This window comes from Klebsiella sp. BIGb0407, assembly GCF_024807845.1.
Taxonomy (GTDB): Bacteria; Pseudomonadota; Gammaproteobacteria; order Enterobacterales; family Enterobacteriaceae; genus JGM124.
The window spans coordinates 1,342,365-1,361,409 of the sequence record NZ_JANUEQ010000001.1; the positions used below are offsets into that span (position 1 = coordinate 1,342,365).

The following is a 19,045-nucleotide window of genomic DNA, read 5'->3' on the forward strand; positions in this document are numbered from 1 at the left end:
CTCTGAGCCCTCACTTATTACTAAGTGAGGGCTATTTTAATCAGGCTAATGCTTTCGTTATTTTCTCAAACAGATCGCCAGATAAATTATCCAGTCCTTTCAGTTGTTCCAGAGCGGCACGCATCATCTGCTGACGTTCAGCATCATAGCGTTTCAGACGAATTAACGGCTCAATCAGCCGGGAAGCGACTTGTGGGTTACGACTATTCAGCTCAGTCAGCATTTCCGTCATAAACTGATAACCACTGCCATCTTTAGCATGGAAAGCCGCCGGGTTATTGAGTGCAAACGCACCAATTAATGCCCGTGTACGGTTCGGATTGCTGAGACTAAATGAACGATGGTTTAACAGCTTACGGATATTTTCCAGGGTATCGCTCGCCGGGCTGGTCGCTTGCAGCATAAACCACTTGTCCATGACCAGACCATCCTGATGCCACTTCTCATCATAATGAGCCAGCAGCTCATCACGGCAAGGTAGCTCCGCTGCAACAGCCGCAGAAAGCGCAGCAATAGCATCGGTCATATTATCCGCTTCCTTGTACTGACGACGTACCAGGTTCAGAGCCAGGTCAGACTCACCAAATGCTAAATAACGCAGACAAGTATTGCGCAGGGCACGCTGACCAATATCACTGTGGTTCACCTGATAATGCTCAAGTTTGTTCGCGTTATATACCGCCAGTAACTCATCTGCCAGTTCGGTTGCCAGAGTGCGGGTCAGTGAACCGTGAACCTGAGCGATAGCCTGCGGGTTGATAACCGGGAACAGCTCAGCAATTTCATTTTGTGATGGAAGGGTCAGGATCTCACTCGCCAGTGCCGGAGAGATATGCTCATCAAGCAAAATAGCCCGGAAAGCATCAACGACATGAAGAGGTAAGGAAAGAGGTTGCCCCTGCTCACAGCGATTAACGTTGATTTTGATATACAGCGTCAGCAAGCTTTGTGCCGCATCCCAGCGAGAAAAGTCATTGCGGGCATGGCGCATCAAAAAGACTAACTGCTCGTCGCTCCATTTATAGTCCAGTTTTACTGGCGCGGAGAATTCACGCAGTAATGACGGCACTGGCTGGAAATAGACATTATCAAAAACAAAGGTCTGTTCTGCCTGAGTTACATTCAGAACATGGTGGACCGGGTGACCGTCCTTCTGCAATGGAATGACCTTTCCTTCGTTATCATAGAGTTCAATATCGAATGGAATATGCAGCGGAACCTTTTCCTGCTGCTCAGCAGTCGGCGGGGTCATCTGACTGATAGTCAGACGATACTGCTCGGTTTGTGGATCATAATCATCACGTACAGTAACAACCGGCGTACCGGCTTGGCTGTACCAGCGGCGGAAGTATGACAAATCAATATTTGAAGCATCTTCCATTGCCTGAACAAAATCATCACAGGTTGCAGCGCTGCCATCATGGCGCTCAAAGTATAACTGCATGCCTTTCTGGAAGTTTTTCTCCCCCAGTAGCGTATGTAGCATACGAATGACTTCTGATCCTTTCTCATAAACAGTCAGGGTATAAAAGTTATTCATCTCAATAACTTTATCCGGACGGATTGGATGAGCCATCGGGCTGGCATCTTCAGCAAACTGCATAGCACGCATGGTACGGACATTCTGGATACGATTCACTGCGCGTGAGCCGAGATCAGAACTGAACTCCTGATCGCGGAATACTGTCAGCCCTTCTTTCAGGCTTAGCTGGAACCAGTCGCGGCAGGTCACACGGTTTCCGGTCCAGTTGTGAAAATACTCATGGCCGATAACGCGCTCAATATCGAGATAGTCTTTATCTGTTGCGGTTTCTGCACGCGCCAGAACAAACTTGGAGTTAAAGACATTCAATCCTTTGTTTTCCATCGCGCCCATATTAAAGAAGTCGACAGCGACAATCATGTAGATATCGAGGTCATACTCAAGTCCGAAACGCTGTTCATCCCATTCCATTGAGGCTTTCAGAGAGGTCATTGCCCAGTCAGCGCGGCACAGATTGCCACGGTCAACAAACAGTTCCAGCGCAACATCACGGCCTGAACGCGTTTTAAAACTATCACGCAAAACATCAAAATCGCCGGCTACCAGCGCAAATAAGTAGCTCGGTTTAGGGAAGGGATCTTGCCACTGTACCCAGTGAAGCCCGCCTTCAAGCTCCCCCTCAGCGATACGGTTACCATTAGACAGCAAATAAGGGTATTTCTGCTTATCGGCAATAATTTTGGTGGTGAAACGCGCCAGTACATCCGGGCGATCCAGATACCAGGTAATATGACGGAACCCTTCAGCTTCACATTGTGTACAGAGGGCTTCACCTGACTGATATAACCCTTCCAGAGCGGTATTGGCTGCAGGGCTAATTTCATTAACAATCGTCAGATTAAAAACATCCGGCAGTGATTCGATAACTAATACACTCGACTCCAGATGATAATCAGTCCAGTCCCGCCCATCGACCTTGATGGACACCAGCGTCAAATCCTCACCATTAAGCCGCAGAGCAGCACTGGCTTCTCCCTGGCGAACAACGCGGCTTATCGCCGTTACTTGAGTCAGGGTGGCATCAAGAGAAAAGGTTAAATCAATATCAGTAATGGTAAAGTCTGGTGCACGATAATCGTGACGATATTTAGCTTGAGGCTGTTGTGTCATAAAAACCTTCTTATTCAGCCGTAGATAAACGGCATTCAGTCTGTTCCTGTTGCACTAATGTTACCACGCAGAATCTTTATCCAGCGAACGAAGAATGCTAAGTCGTTTCCACGCCCTGAAAGCTATTGCAGATATCGATACTCTTTTGCCTGGTAACCCGTAATCTCGCATCACTAAATAAAACGTTAAACTACCGCTACGTTAGCCTGTATCTACCCATTCCAGCCAGTGTGAGCGGGGAACGTATTGCATCACAGACCAGTCATAGCTTGAATTATTTTGGCTATATAACACCATAATAAATATTAAAAGTTTGGCTAAATCCAGCCTGCGGCACGAATTGCCATCGACCCTGTATGCCCGCTGTGTTGTGATCTTACTTCAATAAACAGATAATCAAGGTATACTCCCGGCTCATTATTTGCCTGTACTTGATGGAAACGCTCCTGTGAGAGGATGCTGAAACGCGCCATGACTCGACACGCTTCCCCAATATTACAATCGCTGCTGGATACTGATGCTTATAAGCTTCATATGCAGCAAGCCGTTTTTCACCTCTATGACGAGGTTGTCGTTACAGCGGAATTCCGTTGTCGCGGTGACGACCTGTTAGGCATTTATGCCGACGCCGTTCGTGAGCAAATTGGTTTTATGCAACATCTGGCATTGAGCCCGGAAGAATTTAACTGGCTTAAAGGATTACCTTTCTTTAAAGCGGACTACCTTAACTGGCTTAATCAGTTCCGCTTTGACCCTTCTCAGGTTGAGGTGACGAATAACCAGGGCCATTTGGATATCCGCTTAACCGGCCCCTGGCGTGAGGTGATTTTATGGGAAGTTCCCCTGCTTGCCATGATAAGCGAGGTTGCCCATCGCCATCGTTCGCCTGATGCCAGTATACACCTGGCGCTCGATCATCTGGAAAATAAGCTCAATGATTTTAATCGGTTAACCCAGAATATAGATTTGAGTGCTTTTCGGTTGATGGATTTTGGCACCCGCCGCCGTTTCTCACGTGAGGTACAACAGGCGATAGTCACGCGTTTGCGGGATGAGCCCTGGTTTGTCGGTACCAGTAACTATTCTCTGGCCCGTATCCTGAATCTGACACCTATGGGAACTCAGGCGCATGAATGGTTCCAGGCTCATCAGCAAATCAGCCCGACGCTGGCCAGTAGCCAGCGAGCTGCGCTGCAAGCCTGGCTGGATGAATATCCCGACAGTTTAGGCATCGCCTTAACAGACTGTATTACTATGGATGCCTTCCTGCGCGATTTTGACCATAATTTTGCCACGCGTTACCAGGGGCTACGCCATGATTCAGGCGATCCCTTCGCCTGGGGTGAAAAAGCGATAGCGCACTACCGCTCGCTGGGGATCGACCCAATGAGCAAGGTGCTGGTATTCTCGGATAATCTTGATTTGGCTAAGTCTGTAGAGCTGTACCGTCATTTTTCAGAACGTGTGCAGCTCAGTTTCGGGATCGGTACTCGCCTGACCTGTGATATTCCGCAGGTTAAGCCGCTCAATATTGTGATTAAACTGGTTGAGTGCAACGGTAAACCGGTCGCCAAATTGTCCGACAGTCCGGGTAAAACGATATGCCTGGATAAAGCCTTTGTGCGTGCGCTGCGTGAAGCCTTCAGTCTGCCTGAAGTCAAAAAAGCCAGCTGATTAATGGCAGGTTTTTGCGGTGTAAAATCCCCATAGCCTGCCATAACATGATTTCTTCATAGCAGACAGTGAATTCTTCTTGTCTGCTGACACACGACAAGTAATATAGATAGCCCCTTTCGGGCTAATTTTTTATTGACCATTAAATAGAGAGAAAACTATGAGCGTTGTGCCTGTAGCCGACGTACTCCAGGGCCGTGCAGCCGTTGACAGTGAAGTCACCGTGCGCGGATGGGTGCGTACTCGGAGAGATTCAAAAGCTGGTATCTCCTTCCTTGCCATTTATGATGGCTCCTGCTTTGATCCTGTACAGGCTGTTATTAATAATTCTCTGCCCAATTATAATGACGAGATACTGCACCTGACGACAGGCTGTTCAGTTATCGTTACAGGCACCGTGGTTGCTTCTCCGGGCCAGGGCCAGAGTTTTGAAATACAGGCACTTCAGGTTGAAGTTACAGGCTGGGTTGATGATCCTGATACCTACCCAATGGCCGCTAAACGCCATAGCATTGAGTATCTGCGTGAAGTTGCACACTTACGCCCACGGACTAACCTGATTGGTGCCGTTGCCCGCGTACGTCATACTCTGGCGCAAGCTCTGCATCGTTTCTTTGATGAGCAAGGGTATTTCTGGGTTTCAACGCCACTGATTACCGCTTCTGACACAGAAGGTGCCGGTGAAATGTTCCGCGTATCCACGCTGGACATGGAAAACCTGCCTCGCACCCCAGAAGGAAAAGTCGACTTTGATAAAGATTTCTTTGGAAAAGAGTCCTTCCTGACGGTATCCGGTCAGTTAAATGGCGAAACCTACGCTTGTGCCTTATCTAAAGTGTATACCTTTGGTCCGACTTTCCGTGCTGAGAACTCCAATACCAGTCGTCATCTGGCAGAGTTCTGGATGCTGGAACCTGAAGTGGCTTTTGCTAACCTGGACGATGCCGCGGGTCTGGCAGAAGCAATGCTGAAATACGTCTTTAATGCAGTACTTGAAGAGCGTATGGATGATATGAAGTTCTTCGCCGATCGTGTTGATAAAGAAGCTATTGAGCGTCTGCAGAACTTTATTAAGGCAGATTTCGCTCAGGTTGATTATACCGATGCCGTTGAAATCCTGCTGAATTGTGGTCAGAAATTTGAAAACCCTGTTTTCTGGGGTGTTGATCTCTCTTCCGAACATGAGCGTTATCTGGCAGAGCAGCACTTTAAAGCTCCTGTGGTTGTGAAAAACTATCCAAAAGACATTAAGGCCTTCTATATGCGCCTTAATGAAGACGGTAAGACCGTTGCTGCAATGGATGTTCTGGCCCCGGGTATCGGTGAAATCATCGGTGGTTCCCAGCGTGAAGAGCGTCTGGATGTGTTAGATGCACGTCTGGCAGAAATGGGACTGAATAAAGAAGATTACTGGTGGTACCGCGATCTGCGCCGCTATGGCACCGTACCGCACTCAGGCTTCGGACTTGGCTTTGAGCGTCTGATTGCTTATGTGACCGGTGTTCAGAACGTACGTGACGTGATTCCTTTCCCGCGTACTCCACGTAACGCTAGTTTCTAGTAATCAAACAGCCTGAATCACTCAGGCCTCTTACAGGTGCTCAGACCGTCGATAAAGAATTTATCACTCGGCGTTCTGGGTACCCGTATTCCCCTCTCTTTATTTAATCTCTAAACCGATTCTTTACCCGCTTTCATTCCCACTCTATCTGTAGTCAGACGTGGTACTACTCCTCTTCCTCTTTCTGCCTGCATTAAAAATACGACAAGTGACGGTGTTTTCTTTGCACATATTTTATTAATGATTGATATTTAAATGTCAATTTCAACCGTTTTCATATGTAACCTGGTTACAAGGTATTTCTTACAATTAGGGGGAAATAGACCATTTTGATGAACTGAGGGGCTGAATTTGTTTCACGATAAATACCGCACTTTTTGGCAATCTTTCCCCCTAAGCCACGCGTTCTTTTGCTTTCCGGCAAACCCGGATAGATCAACCTTATTTGATGCAAATCATGCTTATACAAATTAAACATAAGCAATTCATATATATACGTTAAGAAAAAATCCTCTCATTAATTATTAAGCCGAAGTTTGAATTAGTTCACAAAGTTCCATCAAATTCACATATTGTTACACATATTTTCCATCTGTTACTTAGTTTTGATATTTGTAGCACTTTCAGGCTAGCGAAACGATGTCATGGATGGAAAGATGCCTTCAGACACAGAAAGACACCAAACTCTCATCGGCAGTTTTGTAAGAAATTGTTGACGGCAGTGGCAGGTGTTCATAAAACCAATGAGGGTAATAAATAATGATGAAGCGCAACATTCTGGCAGTGATCATCCCTGCTATCCTGGTAGCTGGTTCTGTTAACGCTGCTGAGATCTACAACAAAGACGGCAACAAATTAGACTTCTACGGTAAAGTTGTTGGTGAGCGCGGCTTCAATACCAACGATGAAAACAAAGACAAGGGCACCAAAAAAGGCAGCAGCGATGCTTCCTATGGCCAGATTGGCTTCAAAGGTGAAACTCAGATCAATTCTGACCTGGTCGGTTTTGGTCGTTGGGAATACCGTGCTAAAGCAAGCAAAGAAGAAGGCAACCAGGATAACGTAACCCGTCTGGCATTCGCTGGTCTGAAAGCGGGTGAAGCTGGCTCCCTGAGCTACGGCCGTAACCACGGTATCGTTTATGATGTTGAATCATACACCGATATGGCTCCATCTTACTCAGGTGAAACTTGGGGCGGTAACGTTGATAACTTCATGAACAACCGTACCACGGGTGTTCTGACTTATCGTAACACTGACTTCTTCGGTCACGTTGAAGGTCTGAACTTTGGTATCCAGTACCAGGCTAAAAACGACCGTACTGACCCAACCAAAGCTAACGGCGAAGGTATCGGTTACTCAGCAGAATATAACTTTGCTGAAGGCTTTGCTCTGACTGGCGCATACAGCAACTCTAAGCGTACCGGCAATCAGCAAACAGACCTGGGTAACGGTGCTAAACACGCTGAAGCCTTTGCTTTCGGTGCTAAATACGATGCCAACAATATCTATCTGGCAGCAGCGTATGCAGAAACCCGTAACATGAGCAACGTGGCGAATGGCTTCCTGACAGCAGCTCCAACAGTCGCTGCTGGAAAAACTGAAAACTTAGAAATGATCGCTCAGTATCAATTCGATTTCGGTCTGCGTCCATCTCTGTCCTTCGTTCACTCTAAAGGCAAAGACCTGTATGAAGTTGGTGGTCAGAAAGTTAATGCTGAACTGGCTAAATACATCACTGTTGGTACTTACTACTACTTCAACAAAAACTTCAGCGTTTACGGTGACTACCGTATCAACCTGCTGAGCACCTCAGAAGCTGAGAAAACTGACGGTGGCTGGATTGGTTCTGACAACCAGGGCGTTCTTGGTGTAGCTTACCAGTTCTAATATCCGGCAAAATATTTGTCTGATGTGAATAAAAACAGGACGTAAGTCCTGTTTTTTTATGCCTGAAAAGCACAACAAACCGCTTAATAATTTCCCTTCATTCTTTTTTGTGCAAACGGTTGGCATTTAGTACAACTGCGGGTAACCTGATATTAATTTCTCCCGCTATCTCTATGGAACCCGTTATGTTTGAGAACATTACTGCTGCCCCTGCTGACCCAATTCTGGGCCTGGCTGACCTGTTTCGTGCCGATGACCGTGATAATAAAATTAACCTGGGTATTGGCGTCTATAAAGATGAAACGGGTAATACACCGGTTCTGACCAGCGTTAAAAAAGCTGAGCTTTATTTGCTGGAAAATGAAGTCACAAAAAACTATCTCAGCATTGACGGTATTCCCGCATTTGGTCAATGCACCCAGGAGCTGTTATTTGGTAAAGGCAGCCCGATTAGCGAAGCGAAACGTGCACGTACAGCACAAACCCCTGGCGGCACCGGCGCACTGCGTGTAGCTGCTGATTTTATCGCGCATAACACCTCTGCAAAACGTGTCTGGGTGAGTAATCCTAGCTGGCCAAACCATAAGAACGTTTTCGAGTCTGCGGGTCTGGAAGTTTGCGAGTACAACTATTACGACGCAGCTAACCATAGCCTTAACTTCACAGGTCTGATTGACAGCCTGCAAGCGGCACAAGCTGGTGACGTAGTGCTGTTCCACGGTTGCTGTCATAACCCTACCGGTATCGATCCAACTTTCGAACAGTGGCAGACACTGTGTGAGATGTCGCTGGAAAAAGGCTGGTTACCGCTGTTTGACTTCGCCTACCAGGGCTTTGCGCGTGGTCTGGAAGAAGATGCTGAAGGTCTGCGTCTGTTCGCAGCAAGCCATCAAGAACTGATCGTCGCCAGCTCTTACTCCAAGAACTTTGGTCTGTACAACGAACGTGTTGGTGCCTGTACTCTGGTTGCGGCTGATGCCGAAACCGTTGATCGCGCCTTTAGTCAGGTAAAAGCGACTATTCGTGCCAACTACTCTAACCCACCAGCACACGGTGCTGCGGTTGTCGCAACGATTCTGAGCAATGAAGCACTGCGTACCCTCTGGGAACAAGAACTGACTGAAATGCGTCAGCGTATCCACCGTATGCGTCAGTTGTTTGTGAATACCCTGCAAGAAAAAGGTGCCAGCCGTGACTTCAGCTTTATCATTGATCAGAACGGTATGTTCTCTTTCAGCGGCTTAAGCAAAGAACAGGTACTGCGTCTGCGTGAAGAGTTCGGCATCTATGCGGTGGCTTCAGGTCGCATTAACGTCGCCGGGCTGACGCCGGACAATATGTCTCCGCTGTGTGAAGCTATCGTTGCGGTGCTGTAATTAAATATACTGACATCAGATTGTCAGGACAAACCGCTGGCTACCAAAGGTGCCGGCGGTTTTTTATTAGCGAGGGTTCTACCAGACAGGTAGCTCATCTTGTAAAAAAGGATTATTCCGCCGCTCTTCACCCAGAGTAGACATCGGGCCATGGCCGGGAATAAAAGTAACGTCATCGCCTAAAGGCAGTAATTTACGTTTGATAGCGTCAATTAATGCGCCGTGATCCCCACGCGGGAAGTCGCTACGCCCAACCCCGCCTTTGAAAATAACATCCCCAGAAACCAGTAACCGGGAAACCGGATCAAAAAAGACAATATGACCGGGCGTATGTCCGGGGCAATGCAGCACTTGAAATGTCGTTTCACCAACGTTCACGCTGTCGCCCTCTTCCAGCCATTGGTCTGGAACTAAAGGCTGACATTCTTCAAGACCGAACATCTGACTCTGCTGCGGGAGCCCTGTGAGCCAGAATTCGTCTTCTTTTTGCGGACCAATAACAGGAACATGTAAATAAGCAGCCAGCTCCGCCGCAGCACCGACATGATCCAGATGACCATGAGTTAACAGGATCTGCGTGACCTTCACTCCCGTCTCTGTAATAGCGTGCTTAATCTGTTGCGCATCACCACCAGGATCGACCAGAGCTGCTTGCAGCGTCACCGGACACCAGACTAATGAACAGTTTTGGGCAAACGGGGTGACGGGAATAATATGGTAGTTCATGCTGCTCCATTACCGGCGGGCTAACACCGGCTTGTTGTATTACCAGTTTCTGACCGGTCCGGTATCAATATGTACGAAGTTACTGCGTGGATAATACCCTACTCCGCCTGCTTTCATAGAGAGTGCTGCTTTACGCACCTGACTTAATGCCACGCCGTCAATATGGAAGTCCATTGCCTGACCTTTGGTATGATAGCTCTTTTTCGCGACCCCACGGTGGTGGGCCCGCAGATCGTTATTAGTGTCAAGAGAGCGATAGCCGGAGATTAACTGGACGGGTTTTTTAGTGCCTAACAAGACTTGCAGCCGATACAGCTGATCAAACAACGCGGTATCAATAGTAGTCATTTTATTAGCACGATAGTCGCGGAAAAAATGATTTAACCGGCTCAGTTCATCTTTGATATAACCTTTACCATCAAAGAATTCCGCTTTAAGCGACTCACCAGTATTGAGATTATTAAGAGTCAGGATACGCGGGCGTGGAGTCGAAAGTGTAGCTAGCGCGGGGAACGGCAACAGTGATGCACCGAGAGCTACGCCACCCAGGGCTAATAGCTTGCGACGATAAGCGTCAAATTTATCCATTATTCAAAACCTAAAAAAATTATTGTGTATACCCGTCATACTTCAAGTTACGTGCAGGCTAAAATACCAGCAGTCTGCAAGAAAGCTGAAGTATGAGGAGTACATTTAATGCGCGTTTTTACGCGAGCACAGCAAACCATAACTGTCTGAGGTTTTGACGTCAAGACCGTATATCACGCAGTTTTGCCCGAGGAGCGAAAAGTCACTGGTGACTATTCGGCATCCTGGGCATCAATACCGTTATGACTTCGCCGCTTACTGTATAAGTAACCGAGCGCTGTTCACATTATGAGCGCCAACACGCGCCGCACTGTCATAGTTATAAATGTCAGCCCGGAAAGCAACATGCCCGTCTGCTCCACTAAATGCTGTTAAATAATAAAGCATTACCGGCACATTCTGACGGATAGAGATAAACGTGGTATTGCCTTTATCAACCGTGCCGGAGATACGCGAAGCATTCCAGCCAACATCCTGTAATAGCATGCCTGCCAGCTCTGAGGCTTTATTGACACGCACACACCCAGAACTCAAAGCGCGAGCCTCACGACGGAATAAATTGTGATTAGGTGTGTCATGCAGATAAATCGACTCTGAATTTGGCATATTGAATTTGTAACGACCCAACGCATTATGCTGTCCGGGCTTCTGCTGGAAGCGGAAGGGTAAGTTTCGCTCGGTAATGGTGGACCAGTCCACCATCCAGGGATCGATACTTTCGGCATCCCTGCTCCAGCCCTGATAGATACTGTAACCCTGGCGTTCAAGATAACCCGGATCCTGGCGTACCTTAGGCAGGATATCTTTACGGGCCAAAGATTGCGGTACATTCCACGGAGGGTTCACCACTACATTATTCAATGCACTGCTCATTAACGGCGTTTTACGATCGGGCCGCCCGACAATAACACGTGACTGCAAAGCCTCATTACCGTTGAGATAATAGACTAATGAGTAGTCAGGGATATTGACCATGATCCCGGTATCGACCTTATCGGGTAATAATCGCAAACGCTGAATATTTAAGGCGACAATCCCAGCACGTTGTTCGGGAGTCGCGTTCAACCAGAAGCGCGTCTGCGCACCAATAACGCCATCGGGCTCCAGCCCTTGCTGACGCTGGAACTGTTTGACACTCTCAACCAACTCCGGAGTATAGCCCTGAGTTTCGTCTATAATAAGTCCATTAACGGGGGCACTGACGCTACGCGCCAGGATTTCCCGTAATGCCGGAATATCGCCACTGAATTCACCAGGACGGAGCGTGACTTTACCCTGTAACTGCGGCCAGGCCGCTGTCGGCTGCATCAGGGCATGTAACGACTGCCGCAAAGTCATATATTGCGGGTTTGTAGGGGCTAATAAGGCGATAAATGCAGAAGCATTCCCCAGGCTGATAGCCGTCTGCCATTGAGTCACAATCCCTTGCGGCGGAGCTTTCGGCTTATAGACCGACCCCCCATACAACCAGCGCTCTCCCTCGGCGGGAATGCCCGAAATATAGTCCAGATATCCGAGCATCGCATCGGACAGGACAATATCACGTCCCAGCCCCTGTACGGAGGGATGCGTCAGTTGTTCAACCCAATAGGCAAATTGCGGCTGAATACCGGCAATCGCCACTTCCGCCAGTTGTTGCGAAAAGGCCTGCATTGCGCCCTCTTCCTGCCACATTGGCTGCATATCACGACTGGCGTAAAGTTCAGATAAACTATTGAGATAGAGAGGAGTGTAACCCGCAGGCAGGCTGGCAAGAATTTGCGCCCGACTTTGCTCAACCGTCAACGGTGTCACTACCGCGACCTGAGTATCGGCTGGTACCGGTAAGGTTTGTTCTGTCGTTGTCAGCATTTCGGCAAAGGCCTGTGAAACAGGAGCCAGCCCAAACAGCAGACTACAACCGATAACCATCCATTGAAGACTATTCACTTTTGCTATCAGCATCCAAGACTCCTTTCATTAATATGCCCGTCGTATTGCGCAGGATCTGTAACCTGAATGCTTCGAAGTGCTTACAGGTAGAGATCAGGCAACGGGCCAGTGATTCAGATAAATAAAAGTCGTCAGTACCTGTTCCAGTTAAAGGATATCAGGATTACCTTCAGTATAAGTCAAAGTCATTTAATCGTTCAAAGTAGATGACTAAGAAAACCTATATCTAGCACACTTTGGTTATGGAGTACTGAAAAATAAAGATAAATCAGCCTGTAACAGGTTTAAGCCAGGCGCGAATCATCTCGTAAACCTGCTGTTTATGCTGCCGTTGCCAGTTGGACGCCAGTAAATCGGTCTCAAACATCCAGGATATGGTGAAAGCATTCGATTTATGAAAGACACTCAGACTGACCAGAGTCACGTACAAATGTAATGCATCAATACCCGGACGCAGGGTACCTTTTCGTTCTCCAAGCAGAATAAGTTCGGTTAATAAATCACGTATAGGAAACGACATAGCCTGAATTCTGGCAGAATGCTTCAGGGTTTCGGCTTTGTTGAGATTCTCCCATTGCAGTAAACATTGTAGTTCGCGATGCCGGGAAAAATGACTTTCGATAAAATCATACAGCTGTAATATCCCCTCAACTGAACCTGTCTGATGGATATCCAGTTTCAGTTTAAGCTCTTCACTGCGTAGCTGCCCGAGAACAAACTCCAGTACCTCAATATAGAGATTCTGTTTGCTCTCAAAGTAGTGATAAATCATACGAATATTCACTCCGGCCAGGCCCGCGATGGCCTCAACACGCACACCACTGAATCCCTTATCGGCAAACTCCTGTAGCGCAATATCAAAAATACGTTGTCGGGTATTTTGCATCAACTGCTGCCGCTTAACCGCCACTCGTCGCTCAGTGGCAGTGAGTTCACCCTGATTGCTATCTGGCATAATTATCCTCCGTTTTTAGCGCTGATAAGGCTGCGTCAAAGCAGCGGGTGCGGTTTGTCGCCCGATCAATCCCGCTACCGCTATCAGTGCCAGTAAATAAGGCAGCATAATTAATAGCGCTGTAGGGACCTGGATCCCGAGCAGAGGAAGTTGAAATTGTAATGCACTGGCGGCACCAAATAGCAGACAAGCTAAAGCAGTACGGCCAATTTTCCAGTTGCCAAAAATAATGGCAGCAATCGCCAGATAGCCGGTGCCGTTAGTCATGCCTTCGGTGAAAGTGTGAATATTACCAATTGAAAGCAGACATCCTCCCGCCGCAGCCATCATCCCGGAAAAAATGACCGCACCATAACGCAGCCGAGTAACCGACAAACCAGATTGATCGACGGCACGCGGTGAGACACCAACCGCATTAAGAGAGACGCCTAATGCGGTTCGGCGCATAACCACCGCACACAACAGTAATACCAGTAAGCCAGGATAAAATAGCCATACCTGGTTTAAGACTTCAGTCCCTAATAAGGGAATATCGCGTAGCAACGGCGGCGACCATTTATCCAGACCTGGGATAACTGCATTTGACCGTGCGCCAAACATTTCCCGATAAGCCAGGGTTGTCGCTCCTAATGCCAGGATATTGATACCAATACCGGTGACGATTTGGTTGGCTCGTAATGTCACACTGAGAAAGGCCTGCAACAATGCCAGAGGGATCACTCCCAAGACACCAATCAGCAATCCCCATTCAGCACTGCCTGTCATACTGGCTCCCGCGACCCCAAGAAAAGCGCCAGTGAGCATCATGCCTTCGACGCTCATATTCAATACGCCAGCGCGCTCACTGATAAGCTCACCCGCAGAAGCAATCATTAACGGCGCTGCCAGTCTAATAGATGATGCGGCAAAAATGGCCAGCAGTTCCATACTCATACTTTTTCTCCTTTACGGGAGAGCCACAGAGTACTGCCCGCCAGAATCAGAATAACGATAGCTTGCACCACCAGCACTAACGCTGCGGGAACCTGGGCCACCATTTCCATATTAATGCCACCGGAACGCATAAATCCGAATAACAAGGCGACGATGAATACGCCCGTTATCGAATTACGCGCCAGCAGACCGACAACGAGCCCGTCAAAACCGTAACCCGAGGAGAATCCTGCTTTGAGCGAGTATTGATCCCCCTGTAACATTATCGCGCCTGCCAGCCCGCCTAAAGCCCCCGCAATCGCTAGTGCGGCCACCACAGTCCAGGTAATAGCGATTCCGGCGCGCTTAGCGGCCTGCGGATTATATCCAACAGCCCGGAGTGAAAAACCAAAACGGGTTCGCGAAATTACTGCCGCCACCACAATACCCAGTACCAGAGTGATGGCCAGTCCGAGATGTATTCCCAGTCCACTGTCCGGCCACAGCAGGGGCAATTGTGTGGTTTCGGGAATGGTCAGAGATTCCGGTAGCGTCCCTCCGCTGGTCATTGGCTGGCGCAGAAGGTCAACCGATTGCACACACCAGTAGAGTAGCCAGACGGCAATAAATGAGAGCAGTAACGTACTGATGACTTCATTAGTTCCGAGACGGGCTTTCAGCCAGCCCGGAATAGCCCCCCAGACGCCTCCTGCCAGGGCTGCGCATAGCATCGGCACCATCCAGGCTAAACCATAGGGCAGGCCCTCACAACCGCCGTACAGACTTATCGCGGTGGCGGTGATACCGCCTATGGCGATTTGCCCTTCGCCACCGACGTTAGTTAGTCGGGCTCGATTCGCGAGGACAAAACCGACACCTATCAGGGCAAATACCAGACTACGGTTAACCGACGCCCCGATAGCATAAGGTGAGCCCCAGGCTCCATCGGCAAATGCCTCCAGCGCTTCTGAGACCGGTACACCGAAGCTGAGGATCATGGCTATCGCCACGAATATGGCTGCCACAATAGCACCACTCATCACCAGTAAGGTGCGAATATGCGAGTGAGTGCGCCACTGGGCTGGCACGCGTTTTAGTAACTGATTATTCATGCCGCTTGTCCCGCCATCCATGCACCTATTGCCGCTCGATCGTGCTGTCCCCGCAGACTGGTGCCAATAATTTTTCCCCGATAGAACACCACGACCCGATCCGCCACTGCCAGGACTTCATCCAGCTCGGATGAAATCAGCAAAACACCCACCCCGCGATCGCGGGCATCCTGAATATGGCGATAAACCGCCGCCACGGCCCCAACATCCAGACCGCGTGTTGGCTGGGCAGCCACCAGCAGAACCAGAGACTCCAGCGTTAGCTCTCGCGCCAGTACCGCTTTCTGCTGATTACCTCCCGACAGGCCACCAAAAGAGACATCGATTCCCGCGGCACGGATATCAAAACGAGTTATCAGCGCCCGGGCAGCATCGCGCATTTTACGGCGTTGCAAAAAACCAAAGCAGGAATAGTGGTGCATATGATTAAGTAGCAGGTTTTCCGTCAGGCTCATCCCGGTAATACAACCTACGGCATGCCTGTCTTCCGGTACGATACCCACCCCAGCACGAGTCATTTGCTGCGGGGAAGCACCTGTCACCTCTTTTCCCGCAACATAAACTTGCCCGTCGCTAAGCGGTAGCATACCGGCCAGTACTGCACCCAGCTCACTCTGACCGTTACCCTCCACACCGGCTATCGCTACAATCTCACCGCGATTCACCACCATGGTGCAATTATCGAGTCGGGTAGCGCCCAGCTCATCCCGTACGGTGAGCCCGTTAAGCTGCAATACCTCGTCATTCAATGCATAACGTCTGGTATGCGGAGTCTCCACCACAGGAGTCAGGATCGGCATATTCACCTGCCCCGGACGTTCAATCATGGCGCGTACCAGACGCTCTATCTCCTGTGCAGGACAATCTGACGCCGTCACGACTCTGCCGCTCTGCAATACGGTGGCACGGGAGGCAATACGCTGAATTTCGGCCAGTTTATGGGTCACCAGTACCACCGCACAGCCCAGGCTTGCTACCCGCTCACATACCTTCAGTAACGCACTGATTTCAGCGGGTAGCAGAACTGCAGTAGGTTCATCAAGGATCAATACGCCGGGGTCACGCAGCAGACATTTGACTATCTCCACGCGCTGACGCTCACCGACCGACAAAGCAGAAATTTTGGCCTGCAAATCCAGACTCAGCCCGAGACTTTGCAAGGTTTCCTGAATTCGTCGCTGCTGCTGACCATAGTCAATCCATCCTCGTGCCTGCCCCAGTAGCAGGTTATCGAGTACCGTGGCATTATCGACCAGGCTGAAATGCTGGTGCACCATCGCAATACCCGCCGTCAGTGCATCTTGCGGTTTCAAAGGTTTATAGGACTTGCCTGCGCGAAACATCACGCCACTATCAGGCTGATGTACGCCAAAAATAACGTTACACAGCGTTGATTTACCGGCCCCATTCTCACCTAACAGGCAATGAACCTCTCCAGGTAGCAGATCCAGGCTGATACCGGATAATGCCTGGAAGGCACCAAAAAACTTATCAATACCCTGAAGTGATAGAGCAGGAACTGGCATGCCTTGAGCGTCAGCCATGGGGTTATCCCTCCAGCACTTTAATTTTGCCGCTTTGAATATCTTGTTTGATTTGCTTTAACCTGGCATCTATTTCCGGGGTCGAGCTGCAAACAATCATATCGGACGCCTGAGGTCCCATGCCGAGGCCAAAGACTTTGTACCCTGGTTGCCAGGTCTTGTTCTCCAGCTGTTCAATGGCGTATTGCACCTGATAACCGACACCGGTGACGCTATAGCCAATATAGAGTGGGTCAGTACCACAACGCTCGGTGTAGCTGCCAATAATATGGGTGTTTTTCTCACGGGCGGCCTGCTCCATGCCGCGCAGGCCGAGATTAAGAATATGATAATGAACATCAGCGCCCTGTGAGATAGCCGCAAGTGTTGCTTCATGGGCTTTAGAGACATCATCAAAATCGCCGCTGTAGCTGACAAAATTTTGTACTTTCGGATTGATGTATTGAGCCCCTTTACCGAATTCTTTTCCGGCATTAACAATAGATGGGATCTCCATGCCTCCCACGTAGCTAATTTTATCGGTTTTCGTCATCATCGCCGCCGCAGCGCCGGCAACAAAGGCGATTTCAGCCTGTTTGACGTCATACCCTGCCACGTTGGCTGGCATAGTCTGCATCTCATTGCCGCCGACAATCGAGAACTTCACCTTCGGGAACCGTTTGGCCACCTTCAATACTGCAGCCTGGGTTTGTCCGCCAACGCCAATAACCAACTGGTTTTTGGTCGCCAGGTTGGTGAGTGCCTGTTCCATATCGGCGTAATTGATATTTTCAATGATCTGGGTTTTTAGCTTATCGCCAAACGTCTTTTGTGAAGCAACGACTCCTTCATAACCGGACTCCATCCATCCTTTGTCCATTTTTGAACCCGGGATCAATACGCCCACGCGCATCGCGTCAGAGGCCATGGCCTGCTGGGATACCAGCGCGCCGGTGAGCAGAGTAAAAGAAACAATCATACGAATTGATAAGACAGATGGCATGCTGGAACCCCTGGAGTGTGTAGTGGAGTAAGTAAGTTCTTACTGAATGGATAATGCAAATTCAGTGCCAGCGCTGCGAAGAGTAAATAACCAAACGAATTAAAAAGAAGAGAGGCATCCTGGCATCTTTATTGCCTGTGTCATGAGGTAAGTAAGTTTTTACTGACTGGTTTTCATCAATTGCCCATCAGTTCAGTCAGTCAAAACGACAGGCTTTATTTAACCCCGAGAAAACGGGCCATCGCCCGACCAGGAGAACGCCTTATGACTATACAATCAATACGAGAAACGACGGGCGTTGCCGCGCCACTGGGGACTTTCACCAATACCCGCTGGCATAGCGATGAGACCCAGGTAGATATGGTGGTTCCCAGCCGTGCACCGGTTATTACCACCCTGTCCAGCGAGCCACAAAATCTCAGAATAGACCTGAACCATACGGCTATTATCATTATTGATATGCAAAATGACTTCTGCACAGAGACGGGCTGGGTTGACCATATTGGAGGCAATTTTGCCGCAGATCGTGCGCCAATTGCACCATTACAACGCCTGTTGCCGGTATTGCGCGAACAGCAAGTTCCGGTTATCTGGGTGAACTGGGGTAACCGGCCTGATTTGGCCAATATGCCTGCCAACCAGCATCATCTCTATAAACCGACCGGCACAGGAATTGGACTGGGAGAAGCCTTGCCGGGGCATGGTGCCCAGGTACTGCAAAAAGATTCATGGGCGGCAGCAATAGTGGATGAACTGGCTCCAAGCCCTGAAGATATCCTGGTCGATAAATACCGTATCAGTGGTTTCTGGGATACGCCTCTGGACAGTATTCTGCGTAACCTGGGCGTGCGTACCCTGCTATTTGCAGGCGTTAACACCGATCAGTGCGTACTGCATTCTCTGGCCGATGCGAACTTCCTGGGCTACGGCTGTGTGCTGCTGGAGGATTGCTGCGCGACCTCTTCGCCCGATTTTTGTACCGAGGCGACATTATGGAATGTCAAAAAATGCTTAGGTTTTGTCTCTGATTCAACACGCGTGATGGCGGCCATGCCGGGTGATGAGACGATGAAACTGGCGGTATAACATTGAATAAACAAACGGGCATGGAAGCCTCCATGCCCGTTCTCTTTTACTTAA

14 protein-coding genes and 1 pseudogene are annotated in these 19,045 nt (G+C 49.1%); 5 read left to right on the top strand and 10 right to left on the bottom strand.

Translation table 11 applies throughout. The features are described 5' to 3' along the window. Window positions 1-40: 40 nt before the first annotated feature. Window positions 41-2,653 carry an aminopeptidase N gene (pepN, locus tag M2387_RS06275; protein ID WP_259047931.1) on the bottom strand — a complete coding sequence of 871 codons (2,613 nt, stop codon included), beginning with the start codon at window positions 2,651-2,653 and terminating at the stop codon, window positions 41-43. Between the two features lie 317 nt (window positions 2,654-2,970). Further along, a complete protein-coding gene (locus M2387_RS06280; protein ID WP_259047932.1) occupies window positions 2,971-3,126 on the bottom strand; it encodes a hypothetical protein in 156 nt (51 codons plus the stop codon). Between M2387_RS06280 and pncB the strand changes: the two genes are divergently transcribed. From pncB to M2387_RS06300, 4 genes are all read left to right on the top strand, one after another. Continuing rightward, window positions 3,125-4,327 (top strand): nicotinate phosphoribosyltransferase, encoded by a 1,203-nt coding sequence (pncB, locus tag M2387_RS06285; protein ID WP_259047933.1) that lies wholly within the window; start codon window positions 3,125-3,127, stop codon window positions 4,325-4,327. The two genes, M2387_RS06280 and pncB, sit on opposite strands and share 2 nt — an antisense overlap. A gap of 160 nt (window positions 4,328-4,487) precedes the next feature. Next, window positions 4,488-5,888, top strand: a complete 1,401-nt coding sequence (gene asnS / locus M2387_RS06290) for an asparagine--tRNA ligase (protein WP_259047935.1) — start codon at window positions 4,488-4,490, stop codon at window positions 5,886-5,888. Window positions 5,889-6,647: 759 nt separating this feature from the next. Next, window positions 6,648-7,778, top strand: coding sequence for a porin (locus M2387_RS06295; protein WP_310572759.1), 1,131 nt, complete (start codon window positions 6,648-6,650; stop codon window positions 7,776-7,778). A gap of 185 nt (window positions 7,779-7,963) precedes the next feature. Further along, on the top strand, window positions 7,964-9,154 hold the full coding sequence (locus tag M2387_RS06300; RefSeq protein WP_259047936.1) for an amino acid aminotransferase: 1,191 nt from the start codon (window positions 7,964-7,966) through the stop codon (window positions 9,152-9,154). Between the two features lie 78 nt (window positions 9,155-9,232). Here the strand turns inward: M2387_RS06300 and M2387_RS06305 are convergent, their stop codons facing one another. The 8 genes and pseudogenes from M2387_RS06305 to M2387_RS06340 form a co-directional block, all read right to left on the bottom strand. Continuing rightward, window positions 9,233-9,880, bottom strand: coding sequence for an MBL fold metallo-hydrolase (locus M2387_RS06305; protein WP_259047937.1), 648 nt, complete (start codon window positions 9,878-9,880; stop codon window positions 9,233-9,235). Window positions 9,881-9,919: 39 nt separating this feature from the next. Beyond that, complete coding sequence (locus M2387_RS06310) at window positions 9,920-10,468, bottom strand: YcbK family protein (protein ID WP_259047938.1); 549 nt, start codon at window positions 10,466-10,468, stop codon at window positions 9,920-9,922. Between the two features lie 255 nt (window positions 10,469-10,723). Continuing rightward, window positions 10,724-12,301, bottom strand: a pseudogene (ldtD, locus tag M2387_RS06315) (L,D-transpeptidase); the annotation flags it as partial. A gap of 367 nt (window positions 12,302-12,668) precedes the next feature. Beyond that, on the bottom strand, window positions 12,669-13,355 hold the full coding sequence (locus M2387_RS06320) for a TetR/AcrR family transcriptional regulator (protein WP_259047940.1): 687 nt from the start codon (window positions 13,353-13,355) through the stop codon (window positions 12,669-12,671). 15 nt (window positions 13,356-13,370) lie between these two features. Next, entirely contained in the window at window positions 13,371-14,288 is a 918-nt protein-coding gene (locus tag M2387_RS06325; protein ID WP_259047941.1) for an ABC transporter permease, read from the bottom strand. Next, window positions 14,285-15,379 carry an ABC transporter permease gene (locus M2387_RS06330; protein WP_259047942.1) on the bottom strand — a complete coding sequence of 365 codons (1,095 nt, stop codon included), beginning with the start codon at window positions 15,377-15,379 and terminating at the stop codon, window positions 14,285-14,287. The genes M2387_RS06325 and M2387_RS06330 overlap by 4 nt, the downstream gene beginning before the upstream one ends. Continuing rightward, a complete protein-coding gene (locus M2387_RS06335; RefSeq protein ID WP_259047943.1) occupies window positions 15,376-16,923 on the bottom strand; it encodes an ABC transporter ATP-binding protein in 1,548 nt (515 codons plus the stop codon). The genes M2387_RS06330 and M2387_RS06335 overlap by 4 nt, the downstream gene beginning before the upstream one ends. Window positions 16,924-16,927: 4 nt before the next feature. Further along, on the bottom strand, window positions 16,928-17,905 hold the full coding sequence (locus tag M2387_RS06340; RefSeq protein WP_259047944.1) for a BMP family protein: 978 nt from the start codon (window positions 17,903-17,905) through the stop codon (window positions 16,928-16,930). 264 nt (window positions 17,906-18,169) lie between these two features. Between M2387_RS06340 and M2387_RS06345 the strand changes: the two genes are divergently transcribed. Further along, window positions 18,170-18,991 carry a cysteine hydrolase family protein gene (locus tag M2387_RS06345; RefSeq protein WP_259047945.1) on the top strand — a complete coding sequence of 274 codons (822 nt, stop codon included), beginning with the start codon at window positions 18,170-18,172 and terminating at the stop codon, window positions 18,989-18,991. Window positions 18,992-19,045 lie beyond the last annotated feature (54 nt).